Annotated in this window: 18 protein-coding genes and 2 pseudogenes; 16 read left to right on the top strand and 4 right to left on the bottom strand. The window is 54.6% G+C overall.

Annotated features, from left to right (window positions below; genetic code table 11):
• Positions 1–267 precede the first annotated feature (267 nt).
• The 6 genes and pseudogenes from METLA_RS0119285 to METLA_RS22260 form a co-directional block, all read left to right on the top strand.
• Entirely contained in the window at positions 268–582 is a 315-nt protein-coding gene (locus tag METLA_RS0119285; RefSeq protein ID WP_029646815.1) for a transposase, read from the top strand.
• Positions 540–1,448, top strand: coding sequence for an IS3 family transposase (locus METLA_RS0119280; RefSeq protein ID WP_152539500.1), 909 nt, complete (start codon positions 540–542; stop codon positions 1,446–1,448). Before METLA_RS0119285 ends, METLA_RS0119280 begins: the two co-directional genes overlap by 43 nt.
• Positions 1,449–1,569: 121 nt before the next feature.
• Positions 1,570–1,761, top strand: a complete 192-nt coding sequence (locus METLA_RS21590; RefSeq protein ID WP_024300120.1) for a hypothetical protein — start codon at positions 1,570–1,572, stop codon at positions 1,759–1,761.
• A 53-nt stretch (positions 1,762–1,814) separates the two neighbouring features.
• Positions 1,815–2,129 (top strand): IS30 family transposase, encoded by a 315-nt coding sequence (locus METLA_RS23995; protein ID WP_152539534.1) that lies wholly within the window; start codon positions 1,815–1,817, stop codon positions 2,127–2,129.
• Positions 2,130–2,251: 122 nt separating this feature from the next.
• Positions 2,252–3,365, top strand: a pseudogene (locus tag METLA_RS22265) (IS3 family transposase).
• Positions 3,366–3,431: 66 nt separating this feature from the next.
• Positions 3,432–3,590: pseudogene (locus METLA_RS22260) on the top strand (JAB domain-containing protein); the annotation flags it as partial.
• 27 nt (positions 3,591–3,617) lie between these two features.
• On the opposite strand, the gene METLA_RS0119255 reads toward METLA_RS22260, so the two are convergent.
• The 3 genes from METLA_RS0119255 to METLA_RS0119245 are packed head-to-tail and all read right to left on the bottom strand — an operon-like array spanning position 3,618 to position 5,904.
• A complete protein-coding gene (locus METLA_RS0119255; protein WP_198408521.1) occupies positions 3,618–4,211 on the bottom strand; it encodes a uracil-DNA glycosylase family protein in 594 nt (197 codons plus the stop codon).
• 24 nt (positions 4,212–4,235) lie between these two features.
• Complete coding sequence (locus tag METLA_RS0119250; RefSeq protein WP_024300115.1) at positions 4,236–5,006, bottom strand: exodeoxyribonuclease III; 771 nt, start codon at positions 5,004–5,006, stop codon at positions 4,236–4,238.
• 7 nt (positions 5,007–5,013) lie between these two features.
• Positions 5,014–5,904, bottom strand: a complete 891-nt coding sequence (locus METLA_RS0119245; protein WP_024300114.1) for a phosphoribosylaminoimidazolesuccinocarboxamide synthase — start codon at positions 5,902–5,904, stop codon at positions 5,014–5,016.
• Positions 5,905–6,407: 503 nt separating this feature from the next.
• Between METLA_RS0119245 and METLA_RS23815 the strand changes: the two genes are divergently transcribed.
• The gene (locus METLA_RS23815; protein WP_024300113.1) at positions 6,408–8,006 is read left to right on the top strand and encodes a CBM96 family carbohydrate-binding protein; all 1,599 of its coding nucleotides are present in this window, start codon (positions 6,408–6,410) and stop codon (positions 8,004–8,006) included.
• A gap of 90 nt (positions 8,007–8,096) precedes the next feature.
• Here METLA_RS23815 and METLA_RS0119235 read toward each other — a convergent pair whose 3' ends face one another.
• The gene (locus METLA_RS0119235) at positions 8,097–8,690 is read right to left on the bottom strand and encodes a DedA family protein (RefSeq protein ID WP_024300112.1); all 594 of its coding nucleotides are present in this window, start codon (positions 8,688–8,690) and stop codon (positions 8,097–8,099) included.
• 480 nt (positions 8,691–9,170) lie between these two features.
• Between METLA_RS0119235 and METLA_RS0119230 the strand changes: the two genes are divergently transcribed.
• The 9 genes from METLA_RS0119230 to METLA_RS0119190 all read left to right on the top strand — a co-directional run bounded on the left by METLA_RS0119230 (position 9,171) and on the right by METLA_RS0119190 (position 16,935).
• Positions 9,171–9,428: a hypothetical protein gene (locus METLA_RS0119230; RefSeq protein WP_024300111.1), complete on the top strand. Its 258-nt coding sequence runs from the start codon at positions 9,171–9,173 to the stop codon at positions 9,426–9,428.
• Between the two features lie 88 nt (positions 9,429–9,516).
• Positions 9,517–10,884 carry an efflux transporter outer membrane subunit gene (locus METLA_RS0119225; protein ID WP_024300110.1) on the top strand — a complete coding sequence of 456 codons (1,368 nt, stop codon included), beginning with the start codon at positions 9,517–9,519 and terminating at the stop codon, positions 10,882–10,884.
• A gap of 62 nt (positions 10,885–10,946) precedes the next feature.
• Positions 10,947–11,300 (top strand): hypothetical protein, encoded by a 354-nt coding sequence (locus tag METLA_RS0119220; protein ID WP_051459810.1) that lies wholly within the window; start codon positions 10,947–10,949, stop codon positions 11,298–11,300.
• Positions 11,301–11,526: 226 nt separating this feature from the next.
• Positions 11,527–12,321: an energy transducer TonB gene (locus tag METLA_RS0119215; RefSeq protein ID WP_024300108.1), complete on the top strand. Its 795-nt coding sequence runs from the start codon at positions 11,527–11,529 to the stop codon at positions 12,319–12,321.
• Positions 12,322–12,336: 15 nt separating this feature from the next.
• On the top strand, positions 12,337–12,999 hold the full coding sequence (locus tag METLA_RS0119210; protein WP_024300107.1) for a MotA/TolQ/ExbB proton channel family protein: 663 nt from the start codon (positions 12,337–12,339) through the stop codon (positions 12,997–12,999).
• A 6-nt stretch (positions 13,000–13,005) separates the two neighbouring features.
• Complete coding sequence (locus METLA_RS0119205) at positions 13,006–13,416, top strand: ExbD/TolR family protein (RefSeq protein WP_024300106.1); 411 nt, start codon at positions 13,006–13,008, stop codon at positions 13,414–13,416.
• Between the two features lie 196 nt (positions 13,417–13,612).
• Positions 13,613–14,092, top strand: a complete 480-nt coding sequence (locus METLA_RS0119200; protein ID WP_024300105.1) for a nuclear transport factor 2 family protein — start codon at positions 13,613–13,615, stop codon at positions 14,090–14,092.
• A gap of 226 nt (positions 14,093–14,318) precedes the next feature.
• Positions 14,319–15,509 carry an NAD(P)/FAD-dependent oxidoreductase gene (locus tag METLA_RS0119195; RefSeq protein WP_024300104.1) on the top strand — a complete coding sequence of 397 codons (1,191 nt, stop codon included), beginning with the start codon at positions 14,319–14,321 and terminating at the stop codon, positions 15,507–15,509.
• A gap of 121 nt (positions 15,510–15,630) precedes the next feature.
• Entirely contained in the window at positions 15,631–16,935 is a 1,305-nt protein-coding gene (locus tag METLA_RS0119190) for a hypothetical protein (RefSeq protein ID WP_024300103.1), read from the top strand.
• The last annotated feature ends 225 nt before the right edge of the window (positions 16,936–17,160 follow it).

Here is a 17,160-nt window from a genome sequence, read left to right as displayed (position 1 = left end):
ATGCTCTCCGCGTATTTACAATTTCTAACCAGTTTCGACACCATAAATATTGTTATATTGTTAGCTTATGTTGACATTTTATTTTAACCAAGTTAACCAGCTTACATTCAACTCATTAAGTGCAATCGATTTTTAAAGAATTAGAGCGGTCAGATGGTGTAAAGTTCTGGCTTTCCAATCCGACCAAAGACGAGAGAGCTTATTGAAATGGTTTAATGAACCCGGACACCTCTCAAGGCAGACTGTATACTGTCAATAGAGGTTACCATGACGAACGACATAAAACACAAGCGTCCCAAATACAGCCTGGCGTTCAAGCAAGATGCCGCCAAGCTGGTTCTTGAAAAAGGCTATAACCAACAGCAGGCCGCCGATCACTTGGGCATATCCTTAAGTGCCTTGGGGCGTTGGGTTCGAGCCGAACGTAAGCCTTCGGCCAATGAATCGGTAATGAAAAAGCCAAGCTTGAGTCTGACGGATCAAGATGAATTGATCCGTTTACGCAAGGAAAATGAACAGTTGCGGATGGAGCGCGAGATATTAAAAAAGGCCGCAGTCTTCTTTACGAAAGAAGCCGAATAAAGTACGGGTTTATTCAGGCGCAACAGAAGACGTATCCAGTCACCGTACTTTGTCGAGTGATGGAGGTTAGCACCAGTGCTTATTATGTCTGGTGTAATGCCGCGGCAGTTGGCGATAAAACACAACAGGATCAGGCGCTGGTGGATAAACTCCGGCAGATTTTTACCGACAATAAACACTGCTTTGGTTCCCGTCGGCTATCGGATCGACTGAAAAAACAAGGCTTTGCCGCCGGACGTTTTAAAACGCGGCGAATCATGCGGGAGTTAAACCTGCAGGTTCGCTACCCCAAGCGGTTTAAAGTCACTACCGACAGTAACCATAACGAGACCCTGTCGCCCAATCGTTTGGATCGGCAATTTCAAGTCGCTAAGCCCAATCAGGTGTGGACGACCGATATTACCTATGTTTGGACGCTACAAGGCTGGCTGTATGTCGCCGTGGTGATCGATCTGTTTTCCCGCCAAGTCGTGGGCTGGGCGATTGACGACCACATGCGGACCTCGCTCTGTGTCAAGGCCTTGCAAATGGCCTTCTGGCGCCGAAAGCCACCGCCGGGCCTGTTGCATCACTCGGATCGCGGCAGCCAGTATGCGAGTCGGGAATATCGCCAACATCTGGCGGTGATGCGTATGGAGCAAAGCATGAGCCGCAAAGGCAATTGCTGGGACAATTCGCCGACCGAACGATTTTTTCGCAGTTTGAAACATGAACAGCTCAACTACGAAAAATTCAAAACCCAAGAAGCGGCCAAACTGAGTGTGATTGATTATTTGGCTTTTTATAACGGTCGTCGATCGCACTCGGCATTGGGCTATCAATCCCCGATCGAATTCGAACGGGAATTTTATAGAAGCGCTGCCTAAATAGGTGTCCGGTTTTTGTTGACCATTACATATGAAGAGATACAGCCACCTGACCGAAGGGTAACGATAGCAGAGTGCGGCGCTCAAGGCAGCAGAAAAAGATCAGACGAGCATTGCCCGTGTGGTAGGCGTTTCTGAGTCCACGCTCAGCCGCGAACTCAAGCGCAATAGCGGACAGCGCGGTTACCGGCCGAAGCAAGCGCAGATCAAGAGCGCTAAGCGCCGCCGTGAAGCGGGCAAAGCGATCAAAATGACCGCCGAGGTGATCCGCATGATAAAGGCGCAGATTCAAGAGGATTGGAGCCCCGAGTAAGCCTCCGGATGGTTGAAAGCCTTTTAATCAGCCATGAACGCATTTATTAGCATATCTGGGCAGACAAACGTGTAGGCGGTGAACTCTTTAAGCACCTTATACAGAGTCAAAAGCAGCGGAAAAAGCGCTACGGATCAAAGGATAAGCGCGCGCAGATCAAAAACCGGATCCGCATTGACGAGCGCCCCGCGATTGTCGAACAGAAGGCCCGTATTGGGGATTGGGCGATCGATACGGTGATTGGCCAAAACCATCAGGGAGCGTTGGTCACCGTGGTTGATCGCGTCTCCAAACTCACCCTGATCAAGAATGTTGACAGCAAGCACGCCGATGTCGTCACCGAGGCGACTGATCTCCACCACGAGTAGTGGACGCTTTAAAAAGCGAGTATTCTCAACCGAAGAGAGGTACTTGCATGAGCACGAAATCGACTGGTTAGAAAGCCAGCTACACACGGCATAACGCCGAATACAAACAAGAAAGCCTAAAGCTGGCGGCTCAGATTGGTGTCGCCAAGGCCGCCAAGCAACTGGGTTTACATGAATCCCAGCTCTACGCCTGGCGTAAACACTTGGAACACGCCCAGACCGTTAAAGAGCGAGAAGCGTGCTTGGCGGCAGAAAATGCTCGATTAAAACGCCAACTGGCCCAACAGGCTGAGGAGTTGTCGCTATTACTTGTGCCCTGTGGGTAAAAAATGCGGCAACGTACTTTACTCAACAGCTCAAGCGAGGTACGAATACATGAAAAATCATCAAGCTGATTATTCCCTGGCTTTTATGTGTCAGTGTTTTAAGGTATCGCGAAGTGGCTATTACGCTTGGCTGCGCCGAAAGCCCTGTGCACGGCATCAACAGCGGATATTACTTGACCAGCAAGTGAAAACCCTATTCCACAAGCACAAGCAGCATTATGGCGCTGAACGACTGCAGCGAAAATTGCATAAAGAAGATGGTCGATCCTACAACCCAAAAACGATCGCCGCCAGCCTGAAACGCCAAGGCTTAGTAGCCAAGGCTGCTCGCAAGTTTAAGGCAACGACCAACAGCAAACACAATTTGCCGGTATTCGATAATCTGTTGCAATAAGACTTTTCAGTCACGGACCCAAATCAGAAATGGGCGGGCGATATCACGTATTTGTGGACGGACGAAGGTTGGCTCTATCTGGCTGTCATCATTGACCTGTTTTCTCGGCAAGTCGTTGGTTGGTCCATGGCCGAACGCATGACGACGGATTTGGTATGCAATGCGCTGAAAATGGCTATTTTTCGGCGTAAACGTCCCAAGGGCGTTATTATCCACTCGGATCAAGGCAGCCAATATTGTTCGCACGCCTACCGGCAATTGCTACGGCAACATGACATGTTGGGTAGCATGAGCGCCAAAGACAATTGTTATGATAATGCCTGTGCCGAGAGCTTTTTCCATTCGCTCAAGGTCGAAGCCATTCATGGTGAACAATTTCGCTCTCGCGAAGCCATCCGGCAAACCGTGTTTGAATATATCGAAACAGATTACAATCCTGTTAGGTTACATTCTGCCAATAGCTTTCAAAGTCCATTAGAATTTGAGGCCAATTTTAATCATTCACTCGCTTCTTGATCTGCCCAATTTTGACGGTGGGGAACATTGTCAACAGAAGTACTAAATACAGACTTACCTTTGACAAATAACCATCCCTCCGGCATCGCCGAACCCAGCCAGGCGGACCGACAGATCACCGATAAATTGAAACAGGCATTGTCTCTATTCGATATTCGGGTGCTCGATCATTTCATCATCGGCGACGGCATGCCCTATTCGTTCGCAGAGCATGGCTTGATTTGAAGACGAAAGCCGGAATGCGGTTACGAATCAGCCTTTGCGGACTTGCCGCCAGGCCGGATGCGCTTCCAAAAGCGACAAGGCTTCTTCCAGCAAGCTAATGCCGGGCTCCATCCTGTGCCAGGTCGAAGCTCCAGACGGGTGCGGCAGCGGAATCGCCTCCGCTTGATGGCCGTGAAAGTTGACCGTATGCACCTTGCCGATCACTTCGTTCAATTTTTTGACCTCGATCAACTGGCTGATCGCGAGTTTGCCGACCGGCAGGATCAACGCCGGTCTGATCAAGTCGATCTCGGCCCTCAACCAGGCCGCGCAATTGCCGATTTCATCGAGACTCGGCACCCGGTCGCCGCCCTTCGGGTTTTTACCCGGAAAACAGCGGCACACCGCGGCCATGTAGACCCTGCTTCTGAAGGTTTCCTCGTCCAGCCCGATCCGTTCAAACCATTTGAATAGCGTCTTGCCGGCAGTCCAGGCGAACGGCTTGCCGAAGCCGCCTTCCTTGTCCCCAGGCGCCTGGCCTATCAACAAAATTGGCGAAAACACGGGGCTGCCGCTGACCACCGGGCCGATCATCAGCGGGCATTTTTTGCAGCCCGCGAGCGCTTCCCGATGCACGCGCATCGATTGTTCTTGTATAAGCATCAATTACAGCTCGATGTCGATGCCGACCGGGCAATGATCGGAGCCTAGGATGTCCGGCAGGATGAAGGCCTGTTTGACACGATCGATCAGCGGATTGCTGGTCAGCACATAATCGATCCGCCAGCCGATGTTCTTGCCGCGGGCGCCGGCGCGGAAACTCCACCAACTGTAGGCGACCGTATCGGGGTAAAAATGGCGGAAGGTATCGACGAAGCCGGCATCGATGAAGCGGCTGAAACCGTCGATCTCGACCTGCGTGTAACCGGCCGATTTATTGTAATTCGGCTTCGGCCGCGCGATGTCGATTTCATGGTGCGCGACATTGAAATCGCCGCAAACGATCACCGGCTTCCGGCTTTGCAATTTCAACAAATAAGCCAGAAACTCGGCATCCCAGGTCTGTCGGTAGTCGAGACGGACCAGTTCCTGACCCGAATTCGGCACATACACGTTGACCAGATAAAACTTCTCGAATTCCGCCGCCAGCACCCTGCCCTCGCGGTCGTGCGCCTCGATGCCGATGCCGATATCGTTAGCGATCGAGATAGGCGCCTTACGGGACAGCAGCGACACGCCCGAATAACCCTTGCGTTCGGCCGAGTTCGAATAGAGATGGTAATGGTCGATGCCTTCCAGCGCCTGCTCGATCTGATCGACCTGCGCCTTGGTTTCCTGCAGCAGAATGCAGTCCGCGTCGAGCCGCGCCAGCGTGTCGGCAAAGCCCTTGCCCTGCACCGCGCGAATGCCGTTCACATTCCAGGAAATGATTTTCATGACTTTCTTATCGGGTCAGGCGGACTTCCGCTTCTTTATACTTGGCCGCGCAATAGCCCGCCACCTCGGCCGGCAACGACGGCCCCGGCGCGGTCTTGTTCCAATCGAGCGTTTCGAGGTAATCGCGCACATATTGCTTGTCGAAGCTCGGCGGGCTGATGCCGACCCGGTATTGGTCGGCCGGCCAGAAGCGGGACGAATCCGGGGTCAGGATTTCATCGATCAGATACAACGTGCCGTCCGCATCGACGCCGAACTCGAACTTGGTGTCGGCGATGATAATGCCGCGCTCTTTCGCATAGGCGGCGGCTTCCTTGTAAAGTTTGAGGCTGGCCTCGCGCACCTGATTGGCCAGGTCTTCGCCGATCAATTCGACCGTTTTCGCAAAGCTCACATTCTCGTCGTGATCGCCGACTTCGGCCTTCGTCGATGGCGTATAGATCGGCTCGGGCAATTGCTGAGCCTGCTGCAAGCCTTCGGGCAGCGTGATGCCGCAAACCGCGCCGGTTTTTTGATAATCCTTCCAGCCGGAGCCGATCAGATAGCCGCGCACGATCGCTTCGACCGGCAACGGCTTCAGCTTCTTCACGACGATCGAACGGCCTTCGACCTGAGCGCGTTCGGCCGGGTCGGGAATGATTTGTTCCAAAGGGATATCGACCAGATGGTTAGGAATCACATCTCGCATTTTCGCAAACCAGAAGTTCGATATCTGCGTCAACACGCGCCCCTTGCCCGGAATCGGATCGGGCAGAATCACGTCGAAGGCGGACAGCCGGTCGGTCGTCACGATCAGCATGTGCTGGTCGTCGATGTCGTAAATATCGCGCACCTTGCCGCGCGCACGGAGTTTTAAGGAAGTCAGTGCCGATTGGTACAGCGCCGCGGGAGCGTTCATGGTGCCTCGCTGAAGGATTCAAAAACGTTGCATTTTAGCATTATTTTTCGCGACAGGGGATCGGGGATCGGCGAAAGAACCGCAGACGGCAATTAACCACTCTGAAATGCACGGAAAAAACTTTTGACTACCCAATATTAATCCGGTTGCAAGCCCTTTTATGCCAACGGAAGCATTATCTTTTTGATCCGTCGATACAAATTCCCGGCATTCCGATACCTACAATCCATCCTTAATTTATTCTTAATATCAAACACTTATCTCTAACATAGCCCTCTCTTACAATTTCAGAGAGCTGTGCTACGCTTCATTTCGATTAGTTAATATATTCCAACTGATCGAATAACAAATATTGCTAGACTTGAATATAACTATTTTTGAATACAATTCATCTATGATGTGCGCTTCTCACTCTAACAGCATGTTTCTGAGAGCGAATCATGAAATAGCTGCTTGTATTCTTGAATATTTTCACACACACATCAGATACATTTTCAATCCTCATGAAAAAAAATAAAATACACCAAAGAAAAGACCGTTTTAGCGTCAAATCACTGGCCGTCATAGGCTCATTGACCACGATGGCAGTTTCGCCGATCGCGTTCGGCGACACGGTGCTGGTAGCTGATACTTATGTCGACATCCAAAAGGGCTTAACCAAAAATTTCGGCAAAAAAACTGCGCTTCTAGTGGTAGCCGGTAAATCCAATGGCTTTCTTAAATTCGACCTGGAAAAATCCACGCCGAATCCGGCCATGGTAGCCAAAGCCACACTGAAAGTTTTTGTCTCCGGCATCAAAAAGAACTCAGTCGGTAAGCTGCAAGTCAAAACCGTAAACCTTGATCAAACCGCACTGAAGAGCATTCAGGAATCCACGGTTAACGGCGCCACTAACCTTAATCTCGACCCTGTCGCCCTCAGCGAAATCAGCGGAATCAACACCTCCAGCGTCAACCAATGGGTGGAATTTGATGTCACCGACGCCGTTAAAGCCGCTATTGAGAAAGGCACGCCAGACACACAGATCGCATTTGCATTAATTGGCACGGACACGCTCAATGTCAAACTCGAAAGCAAAGAGAGCAAGGCCGCCGGAAATGCCGCAGACTTGAATATTGTTTACGCGACAACGGGGGTCGCGGGCACAGCGGGCGCAGTAGGAGCAACCGGAGCCACTGGTGCCACGGGAGCGACCGGTGCCACTGGAGCGACCGGCCCTGCCGGCGCTCAAGGTTCAATCGGCCTCACAGGAGCTATAGGCGCCACAGGCCCGCAAGGTCTCCAAGGCTTGCTTGGCCCCACCGGCCCAATCGGTCTCACAGGCTTAACAGGTGCCACAGGTGCGCAAGGCCTCCAAGGCTTGCTTGGCCCCACCGGCCCAATCGGTCTCACTGGCTTAACAGGCGCCACCGGTCCGCAAGGCCTCCAAGGCTTGATTGGCCCTGAGGGCCCAATAGGTCCGCAAGGTATCCAAGGCTTGATTGGCCCAATCGGTCTCACAGGCTTAACAGGCGCCACAGGCCCGCAAGGTCTCCAAGGCTTGATTGGCCCTGAGGGCCCAATAGGTCCGCAAGGTATCCAAGGCTTGATTGGCCCAGAGGGCCCAATAGGTCCGCAAGGTATCCAAGGGCTGATTGGGCCTACCGGCCCTGTCGGTCAAGTGGCCGGCACTGTGGTTAAAACCATTACCCAAAACACCCCGCTTACAGGACAACTGATCAACGCGACCTGCGATGCGGGCCAGACCTTGGTTGGCGGCGGGGTTAATGTGCCGAACATCGCGAACGTATTGCCGTTGAGCAGCGTACCGGTGCTGGATAGCATTACAGGTCTGCCGATCGGCTGGCAGGGATCGTTCGGTTTACTGGATACTTCGGTTGTAGGAACTCTGGTTGACACGACTGTAAATTTACTAACTTCAGTAGTCTCATTATTGGGTATTGATGTACTAACGGGAATTACTGGTTCCAGCCTGAACTCCGGTGCGCTTACCGGAACGGTAGCAGGTATTTTACCAGGCGTTGCTTTACCAACACTTGATGCAAATAATAACCCAGTGCAGTACACCGTTTATGCAGTCTGCGCTACTGCGGCGCAGTAATCGGTAAGAGGCGTTTGCATTCGTATTACGCCGTCCACTTGACCGCCCGGAATCTTCCGGGCGGTTTTTCTTTTCGATACCGCCGAATGGCTACCTCTGCAATCGGTTACGCCGTTTTTGCAGTAAACGCCGCTCCAGATGATGGAAATAGCGACTGATGCCGAATACAAAGGCGGTCGCCAACGGCAACGCGAAATACCAATGCGTTTTGGCGAAATCGACGACTTTCAGGATTTCATCGCCAAACACATACGCAGGCGTAATCGTAATCGCCGCCCACACCCAGGCGCTCAGCAGGTTGATCAAGGCAAAGCGCTTTGCCGAATATTTGGTGATGCCTATCGACATCGGAATGACCGTGCGCAAACCATATAAATAGCGCTGCATAAAAATGATCGGCCAGCCGTATTTTTTAAGCAGCAAATGCGCGATCGCGAATTTGCGCCGCTGCTTGTGCAGTTTGCGTTGAATCAGCCCCTTGTTGAAGCGGCCGATATAAAAATAAAGCTGATCCCCGGCAAAGCCGCCAAGTCCGGCCACGAGCACCGACAGCCAATAGGACATGTCGCCGGTATGCGACATCACCCCAGCCATGATCAGGCCGGTTTCGCCTTCTAATATCGACCATAAGAACAGGATAACGTAACCGTATTCCTTAAGCCAACCTACAAATAAATCTTCCATCAATGCTTGCGTTTCAGTGAGACTCCGCTCTTATATTAGCCACGGTTAACTCCATCCGCAGTCTTTGATTGGTGGGGCCGTTCGCATTCCGCGATGAACAGGATCCGGCGTCCGAAGACTATAGGTGAATAACTCGTTTAAAGCAACCGATTGCTGCCATTTTATCGGCATTAAGCGGTAACTTTCGTCGAAATACGCCAGATGCAATCACGCAGAAGGGAGATTTGAAAAAGGTCATCCGAACAGAGCATCCGCAACGGGCCGATCCCCTGATAAAGGCAACAAAGATTGGCCTCCAGAAAAAACCTTGCCCCCGACTTAGTGAATCGAGGCATTTTTTCCGCCCAAGGTGGGGTTTTTTGATTCTGAAACGTCTTACACAATAATAGCCCCTAAGAGACCCGCGACGAAAGGCCGCAGCTTTAGGGCAACGTATCATCGGTCAACGGCCTATTTCGCATTTCAGGTATTTTTATGAGGATGAAAAAGTCGAGTACAAGCGCAGAGGATTTGGTGCCACCCGAGCAAAAATTTCCGTCGGCCCGTTATTTTCAGATTCACTTTCACTTTCACTTTCAATATTTGCAGGAAATCATCGCCGACCTGCACCTGCAAATGGAAAATGCCAATCAGCAAATTGCCGAATTGCAGAGGCAATTGCAGCTCAACCATGCCGTAAATGACACGCCGCCGCACGACTTTGGCAAAAAACCGGAAGGTTGTCTTGAGCGCGGATAATCGAAGGCCGCGGACGCCCCCAACCGAAACCCAGTCCTTTGCATCTCCCGCTCATCCTTAAGAAACGGAAGTCTTTGACCGATAACGCATGCCTCACGATTTGAAACAAGCCCTTGCCGGGCTCTTTTGCTTGCTGTTGGCCGGCTGCATGACCACGCCCGAGCGCGAGAGGAAGACCGCCTTGCCGCCGCTACCGGGACAATGGTCCGCCGAACGGCAAAAACAAGATCCCATGCAGGACCATTGGCTGGAGACTTTTGCCGATCCTTTACTGACGCAGACGGTGCGCACGGCTATCGCCGACAATTACGATTTGCGGGCAACCGCCGCCCGCATCGACGCGGCGCGCGCCAGGATGCGCATCGACGGCGCCGGGCGCTGGCCGCAACTGGCATTGCTTGCCGGTTACCGGCGCGGCGATCCGGGAACGAGCGCCCCGGAAATCGGCGCCTTCACGGCGCTGTTCGATCTCTCCTGGGAACTGGATGTCTGGGGCCGCATTCGCGCCGCCCAGCTGGCATCAGGACAGGACGTCGAAGCGGCAAAGGCCGATTGGCAAGCCGCGCGCTTGTCGCTGGCGGCGCGCACCGCGCAGAATTATATCGAATTGGCCGAGGCGCGCGCGCAGGTCATGGTCGCCGAACAATCGATGCGCGAGCGCCGTACGCTGGTCGATCTCTTGCGCGGGCGCTTCCGGCGCGGACTGACCCCTGCGCTGGATTTGCGGCTGGCGCTGACCGATCTGGCGAATGCCGAAGCCCAGCTTGCCGAGCAGCGCACGCGGGAACAAAACCTGACCCGCGATTTGGAAGTCCTGCTTGGCCGCTATCCCGACGGCCGTTTTGCCAAGGCCGAAGCGCTGCCGCCGTTGCCGCCCGCCGTGCCGGCCGGCATTCCATCCGAACTGCTCGAACGCCGTCCCGATTTGAATGCGGCCTTCGACCGCCTGTGCGCCGCCGATAAACGCCTCGAAAGCGCCCGCAAGGCCTTATTGCCCCGCTTCACGCTGACCGGGAGCGGCGGCGCCGGCAGCGCCGCCTTGACCGAACTGGTCGATCCGCGCGCGGCGGCCTGGAATCTGGCGCTCGGCCTATTGCAGCCGATTTTTACCGGCGGACGCCTGCGCGGCGAGATCAAACTGCAAGAGGCCAGCGTCGAGGAAGCGCTGAACGGCTACCGGAATGCCGCGCTGAATGCCTTCCGCGAAGTCGAGCAAACGCTGGCAGCCGAAGATCGCCTGCGCGAACAGGAAAGCGCCTTGCGGGAAGCGGTCAAACAAACCGACGCCAGCCGCAAACTGGCGGTGTATTCGTACCAGCACGGCCTGATCGAGATTCTGACCCTGCTGGACAGCTACCGCAGCACCCTGAACGCGCAAAGCGCGCACCTGACAGCGCGCCGGCAATTATTGAACAACCGCATCGATTTATATTTGGCTTTGGGCGGCGGCTTTTAGGCATCATCCGGCACTACAAAAATGATCTTTTCCATCGCTTGAAACAAGACAGGAGAAAACCCGTGATCAAAAACCTCACCCTGATTTTGACCGTCACCGCGGCTTTGACAGGCGCCCCGCACGTAAACGCCGGCACGCTCTCAGCCGTCAAATGGGCGACCGCAGGCTGCGGCAACAAACCCGAAACGCCCATCATCGATCAAAGCAACGCCGAAGCCTTCAACAAAAGCGTCGCCAAGATCAATGACTGGCAACAACAGGCGAAGACCTATTATGAATGCCTGATCAACGAAGCCAACCAGGATAACGCCATCATCGCCGATAGCGCCAATGCCGCGCAGGCCGAATACCGCGCAACGGTCGAAAAGATCGGCAAAGACGCCGACGCCGCCAAGAAGAAACTCGACAGCCAATAACGCCGCTTTTGCGGGCGACAGCGGCAAATGCCGCATTTTTTTTCTCCGCAGGATGGGGTTTTTTTATTCTGAATCGTCTTATAGGGGATAGAGTCGGCTCGGGAACTGAGCACGGTTTTTTGCGCGTTGAGTTTGGCGGATTCCCGGCCGATTTATTGGGAATTTGCCCATCATCTGCGTCACACCCCGCGCCGCTCAAACGGCTTCATGACGATAAGGTAACATTATGCATTTTTTCAATTTCCGGGAGGGAGGGACGCGCGCGCCGGATTTCGCTTATCCGGGCGGCACGTCAACCCATCCGTTTTCTTCATGGCAGGCGCTGCTCCATGCGCTGCGCCTTGAAAAACGGCCCGGCTATCTGCTGGGCGAGATCGTCCTGACCGTTTTGCTGCTGCATCTATTGGTGCTGCTCTGGTTGTTTGCGCCGTCCGAGCCGATCGCCCAGGCCAAACCGCTGATGATGGAAGTATCGCTCGTCGCCGCGCCGAAACAGGAAACCCATGTCGCCCCGCCGGCGCCGCCGAAACCGCCCGAGCCTCCCAAACCGAAGCCAAAGAAAAAACCCGTCGCCAAGAAGAAGCCGGACGTGCGCAAGCCGCCCAAACCCGTGTCGAAAGATGCGGTGGCCTTGCCTAAAGCCGCGGAAACCCAGGCCGCAGAGCCGGAGACCACGCCGTCACCGCCCGCGCCGCCGTCCCCACCGGCCAAAACCACAGCGCCGCCTGCGGAAACCTTTACCGAAGCAAATTTCCGCGCCAATTACGGCTTCAACCCCAAGCCCGAGTATCCGCGCCTGGCGCGCAACCGGCACTGGGAAGGTAAGGTCTTGCTGAAGGTGCAGGTCTCCGCCGAAGGCCTCAGCGAAAGCGTCGCGGTCCATCGCAGCAGCGGCCATGACATCCTCGACGAATCGGCGGTCGCCGCGGTCGAAAAATGGAAATTCATTCCGGCGATGCGCGGCAGCACCGCGGTCGCCAGTTCGGTGATCGTACCGATTATTTTCACCTTAAACAATTGATAGCAGGAGACATCAGTGCCATTCCACATCCCCCCTACCGTGATCGTCGACGGAACCCTCTACGCCTTGCTGGCTTTTTCTATCGCCACCTGGTCGCTGATCGTATTCAAAACCTGGCAGTTCGCCCGCAACGGCATCGATAACCGACGCTTCGCCAGCGCATTTTGGGATGCGCCCGATATCAGTAGCGCCGAATCCCTGCCCCTATTCACCGCACGCGGCCCCCAGGCACGGATCGCCCAACACGGTTTCGGCTGGCTGAACGAAATGCACGCCACCTCCGGCCAGGCCATTAAATTCCACGGCTCGCCGGAAGAATTACTCGGCCAGACGCTGAGAGTACAGACCCAGGAAGAACAGCGCACGCTGGAAAGCGGCCTCACCCTGCTCGCCAGCATCGGCAGCACCGCACCTTTCGTCGGCCTGTTCGGCACCGTGCTCGGCATCATGCATGCATTGCATGAAATCAGCCAAAGCGGCTCGGCCAGCCTCGACGTGGTGGCCGGCCCCATCGGCGATGCCTTGATCGCAACCGCGGTCGGCATTGCGGTCGCAGTGCCGGCGGTGCTCGCATATAACTTTTTCCTGCGCCGCGTCAAAAATCACCGCCTGGAACTGGACCATTTCGCCGGCAGCTTTCTGCATCTGGTATTCAACACCGACAACAAACAAGGATAACGCGCCATGGCCTTCAATACTCAATCGGAAGATCAGGACGCGGTCAGCGAAATCAACGTCACGCCGCTGGTCGACGTGATGCTGGTGCTGGTGATCATTTTATTGGTCACCGCGCCGCTCTTAACGCAATCGGTCAAGGTCAACCTGCCGAAAACGGCGGAGACGACGCCGGACGTCAAAGACCAGCCGCTGCAGCTCGGCATCGACGCGCAAGGCCTGGTCACGCTGAACAAAAACCCACTCGCCGACCTGCCGGCGCTGGAAGCCGCGTTGGCCGAAGAACTCAAAAACAATCCGGAAACAGCGGTGCATCTGTACGCCGACCAGGGCGTCATCTACTCGAAAGTCGCGGAAGTGATGGCCGCCGCGCAACATGCAGGCATCACCAAACTGGCGTTTGTGACGGTGGAACAATAAGGACTTGGCAAGCCTTGGAAAGCTAACGGTAATGCTTCATTGGATGGATTGCCGTACAAGCAGGCTTCAATAGGTTTTGTTTGGAATATCCCCTGTCGTCGCCTGAACGGACAACCGGATTGAAGCTATTGATTGTCTCTTACGAATGAGAGGAGAATACAGTGGATCTTTCTAATTGATCATTTAGGAGTATTTCATGACTACAGTCCATCAACCGCGTCCACCATTTCCCCCGTTCAACCGCGAAACCGCCGCGCAAAAAGTTCGCATGGCGGAAGACGCCTGGAACAACCGCGATCCTGAACGCGTCGCCCTGGCCTATACCGTAGACAGCCAGTGGCGCAACCGCGCCGAATTCCCGGCCGGCCGCGAGCAGATCATCGAGTTTCTGACGCGCAAATGGCAGACCGAGCGGGAATACCGCTTGATCAAGGAATTATGGGCGTTTGACGGCAACCGGATCGCGGTCCGCTTTGCCTATGAATGGCATAACCAGAACAGCGACTGGTTCCGCTCCTACGGCAACGAGAACTGGGAGTTCGACGAAAACGGCCTGATGCACCGCCGCTACGCCAGCATCAACGACTTGCCGATTCAGGAATCCGAACGCAAGTTTCATTGGCCTCAGGGCCGCCGCCCCGACGATCATCCGGGACTGAGCGACCTCGGGCTTTAGCAGGCCGCAGGTCAAAGCGAAATAACCTTCCGGCCGGACGGGTTTTGTAAACCCGTCCGTAACGTTTTGGCAAAGTTATAGGTTCCAATGACATGCGCTAGTCAATAAGCCGTATCACTCATTCCGGAACATTGCTGTCGAGGAACCGCTCGTAAATTGCCCAGTCTCATTAGAATATCTGGAAGCCTCTTCGGAGTGACTGTCTTTAATCTATGAGGAGGGGAAAATGTCAAACTATCGATATCTTATCATTGGTGGCGGCATGACGGCATACGCCGCGATCAGTGGCATTCGAGCCGTCGATTCGGATGGCTCCATAGGCCTGATCAGCGCGGAATCCCATGCCCCCTATAAACGCCCGCCTCTTTCCAAAGGCTTATGGCAGGGAAAGCCGATCGAAAAAATCTGGTATCCGCTAGACGAGCTGAAGGTAACCTTGCATTTGGGACACTACGTGCAAACCCTGGCACCCGCGGATAAAACTGTCATCGATGATCAGGGAGACAGCTACCACTATGAGAAACTGCTCATTGCGACCGGCGGAGATCCCGTAAAACTTCCATTCGGCGGTGATGAGATCATTTATTTCCGCGACCTGGATGATTATCAGAAACTTCGTGCCCTGAGCGAACAAAAGCAGCGTTTTGCCGTGATCGGCGGCGGCTTCATTGGTTCGGAAATCGCCGCGGCGCTGGCCATGAACGGCAAACAAGTGGTGATGCTCTTTCCCGAAGAAGGGATAGGCGCGGCCCTGTTTCCACACGGACTGAATCAGTTCCTGAACGGCTATTACCGCGCCAAGGGGGTCGAAGTCTTGCCCCGCCAAAAGGTCACTGGGCTGGCTCGCAAACAGGGCCGCTTATTCCTGGATGCCCACGGTGCCGATGGGGCTGAAAGCCGCATCGAAGCGGATGCGGTGGTGGCCGGGATCGGTATTAAGCCCAATGTCCGCTTGCTCGAACAGGCTGGATTGGCTGTCGATAACGGCATCGTCGTGGACGAGCTGTTACGTACGGAAAACCTGGATATTTTCGCGGCCGGCGATGTCGCCAGCTTCTACAACCCCAGTTTAGCTATCCGCATGCGGGCGGAACACGAGGACAATGCCCTGACCATGGGCAAATGCGCCGGCCGGAACATGACCGGTGACGCGCAGCCTTATCATCATCTGCCTTATTTTTACTCCGATCTATTTGAACTGGGCTATGAAGCCGTCGGCAAGACCGATTCCCGCTTGGAAACGATGGAAGATTGGGTCGAGCCTTATAAAAAAGGCGTGATCTATTATCTGCAGAATAATCGGGTGCGGGGCGTGTTGTTATGGAACGTTTGGGAACGCGTGGACGCGGCTCGCGCGCTGATCGCCGAACCGGGACCGTTCACCCCTGCAGATCTGAAGGGAAGATTGTTGTCTTGATAAATCATGCCAATGCATAGTGATGTTTCCAACTCCTGCATCATGACTCAACGGCCTGCTTTGATTCGCCTTACCACCTGAGAAGCCTGCTTCGCTACTCTAGAAACGCAGGAGGTTAACCATGGAAACAAGAGCATTTCCGCCGGGCGTCAATACGGCCTTAGATTTCTCTTTGTTTGAAGCCCTGTATGGACGGCGGGCTCGCCGCTTCTCGCTCGGCGCCTCCATTCCTGATGGGCCGCTCGCGTTCGCTTCACGCCATGATCCGATGCCGCTCAGCGAGCTGGAACAGATGATGGTGCTGACCGCAGCGGCGGGCAACACCGGCTGGCATTACATGATCACGCGCCATGCCCGCTACGCGCCGCATCTCTCGAACTACTCCGCTGCCGCCGGCGGCAGGACCTTTCCATCGTCTGCGGGTTCTCACACGAGCGAAGTTTTCTTTACCGATGACGACGGCGTCTATTTCTTTGCCACCCGCGATGCACCCGCACTGGTAGTGCGCGAAGCGGATGAACCGTTCGACCTGGAATCCCTCCTTATGGCCCATAAGAAGCGCATCCGCAAACTGGCGACGGGGCGTCTTTACATTCCGGCGGAGGAGCCGTTCATGGAGGGGCACAACACCTGGTGCGCGAACCTCCCCGGCAGCACGCTGGTCATTCCGGTAGGCGACGTCGCGCAGCACCTGCTCCTGATGCTTTGCTTTCTGGTGCAGAACGGCTATTGCCTCTATGACGATGTGAACCGGCAGGCCATTGACGGACTGGAGCGCTTTCCCCGGCTTGTTAATACGGACAAGCCTTTCCCGCTCACTTTCATCGAGCAGTACGCGCTGACCGAACTGACGGCGGAGCTATCCATTGCCTGTTTTGCCGGTATGCTGATGCTGCAGGCGATGGGCCTGGGCGGTTGGATGTTTGACGGGATTGACCGGCATGCTGTGCTGGGCGCCAGCGGCGACCCGAGTGTGCCAGGACTGGGTTTTCGCTATGATACCGATGCGCGCTGGTCCATCCCCAACCCGACGGGGCTTTCCGGCGTGTTTGAAGGCTATTGCCCGCCGCATTATGCCGATATGCGCGCTGCCATGGAAGCTATCGCCCTGCGGAAGTTCGGTCCGGGCGGGCCGTATAACCCGAATACCCCCGGGCCGTGGAAAGAAAGCGCGAAGATACGCGGTAGCGCACAGGTGCATAGCGAAGAATTCAAGGCCTGCGTCGCACTGCAAGCGCAATATATCTACGACCGCTTCGGTAAATTTCCCGGCACCGTCCCGAGTATTTTTTGTTTGACGTATCTCCAGGCTCATCACCTTGATCTGGAGTTCTACGACCATCATTTCCAAGCCGGTGCTTACCTGCAAACCCACGCCGAGCACATGGCGCGTTGGCATGGAAATACGGATAAGCCAGATGACTAGGCATGGCCTATCGGGTTTGCGAGCGGTTGTATAGCTAGGGCTTTTTTTCAGTCCGATGAACTTTATCCAATTTACTTCGACAAAAAGAGTGCAGCGATTGTCGATTATTCTAGCGCTCTGCCTTCGAGCCTTTTAGAAATGATGTCGAGTCTCTGTTAACAGACGGCCTTGAAAAACCGGCGCATCCTCTAAGAGGCGAAAATATTTTAGATGGAGAACGGCGAA

Origin of the sequence: Methylomicrobium lacus LW14 (assembly GCF_000527095.1) — a bacterium.
GTDB classification, from domain to species: Bacteria; Pseudomonadota; Gammaproteobacteria; order Methylococcales; family Methylomonadaceae; genus Methylomicrobium; species Methylomicrobium lacus.
This window is presented reverse-complemented; position numbering and strand designations above follow the sequence as displayed.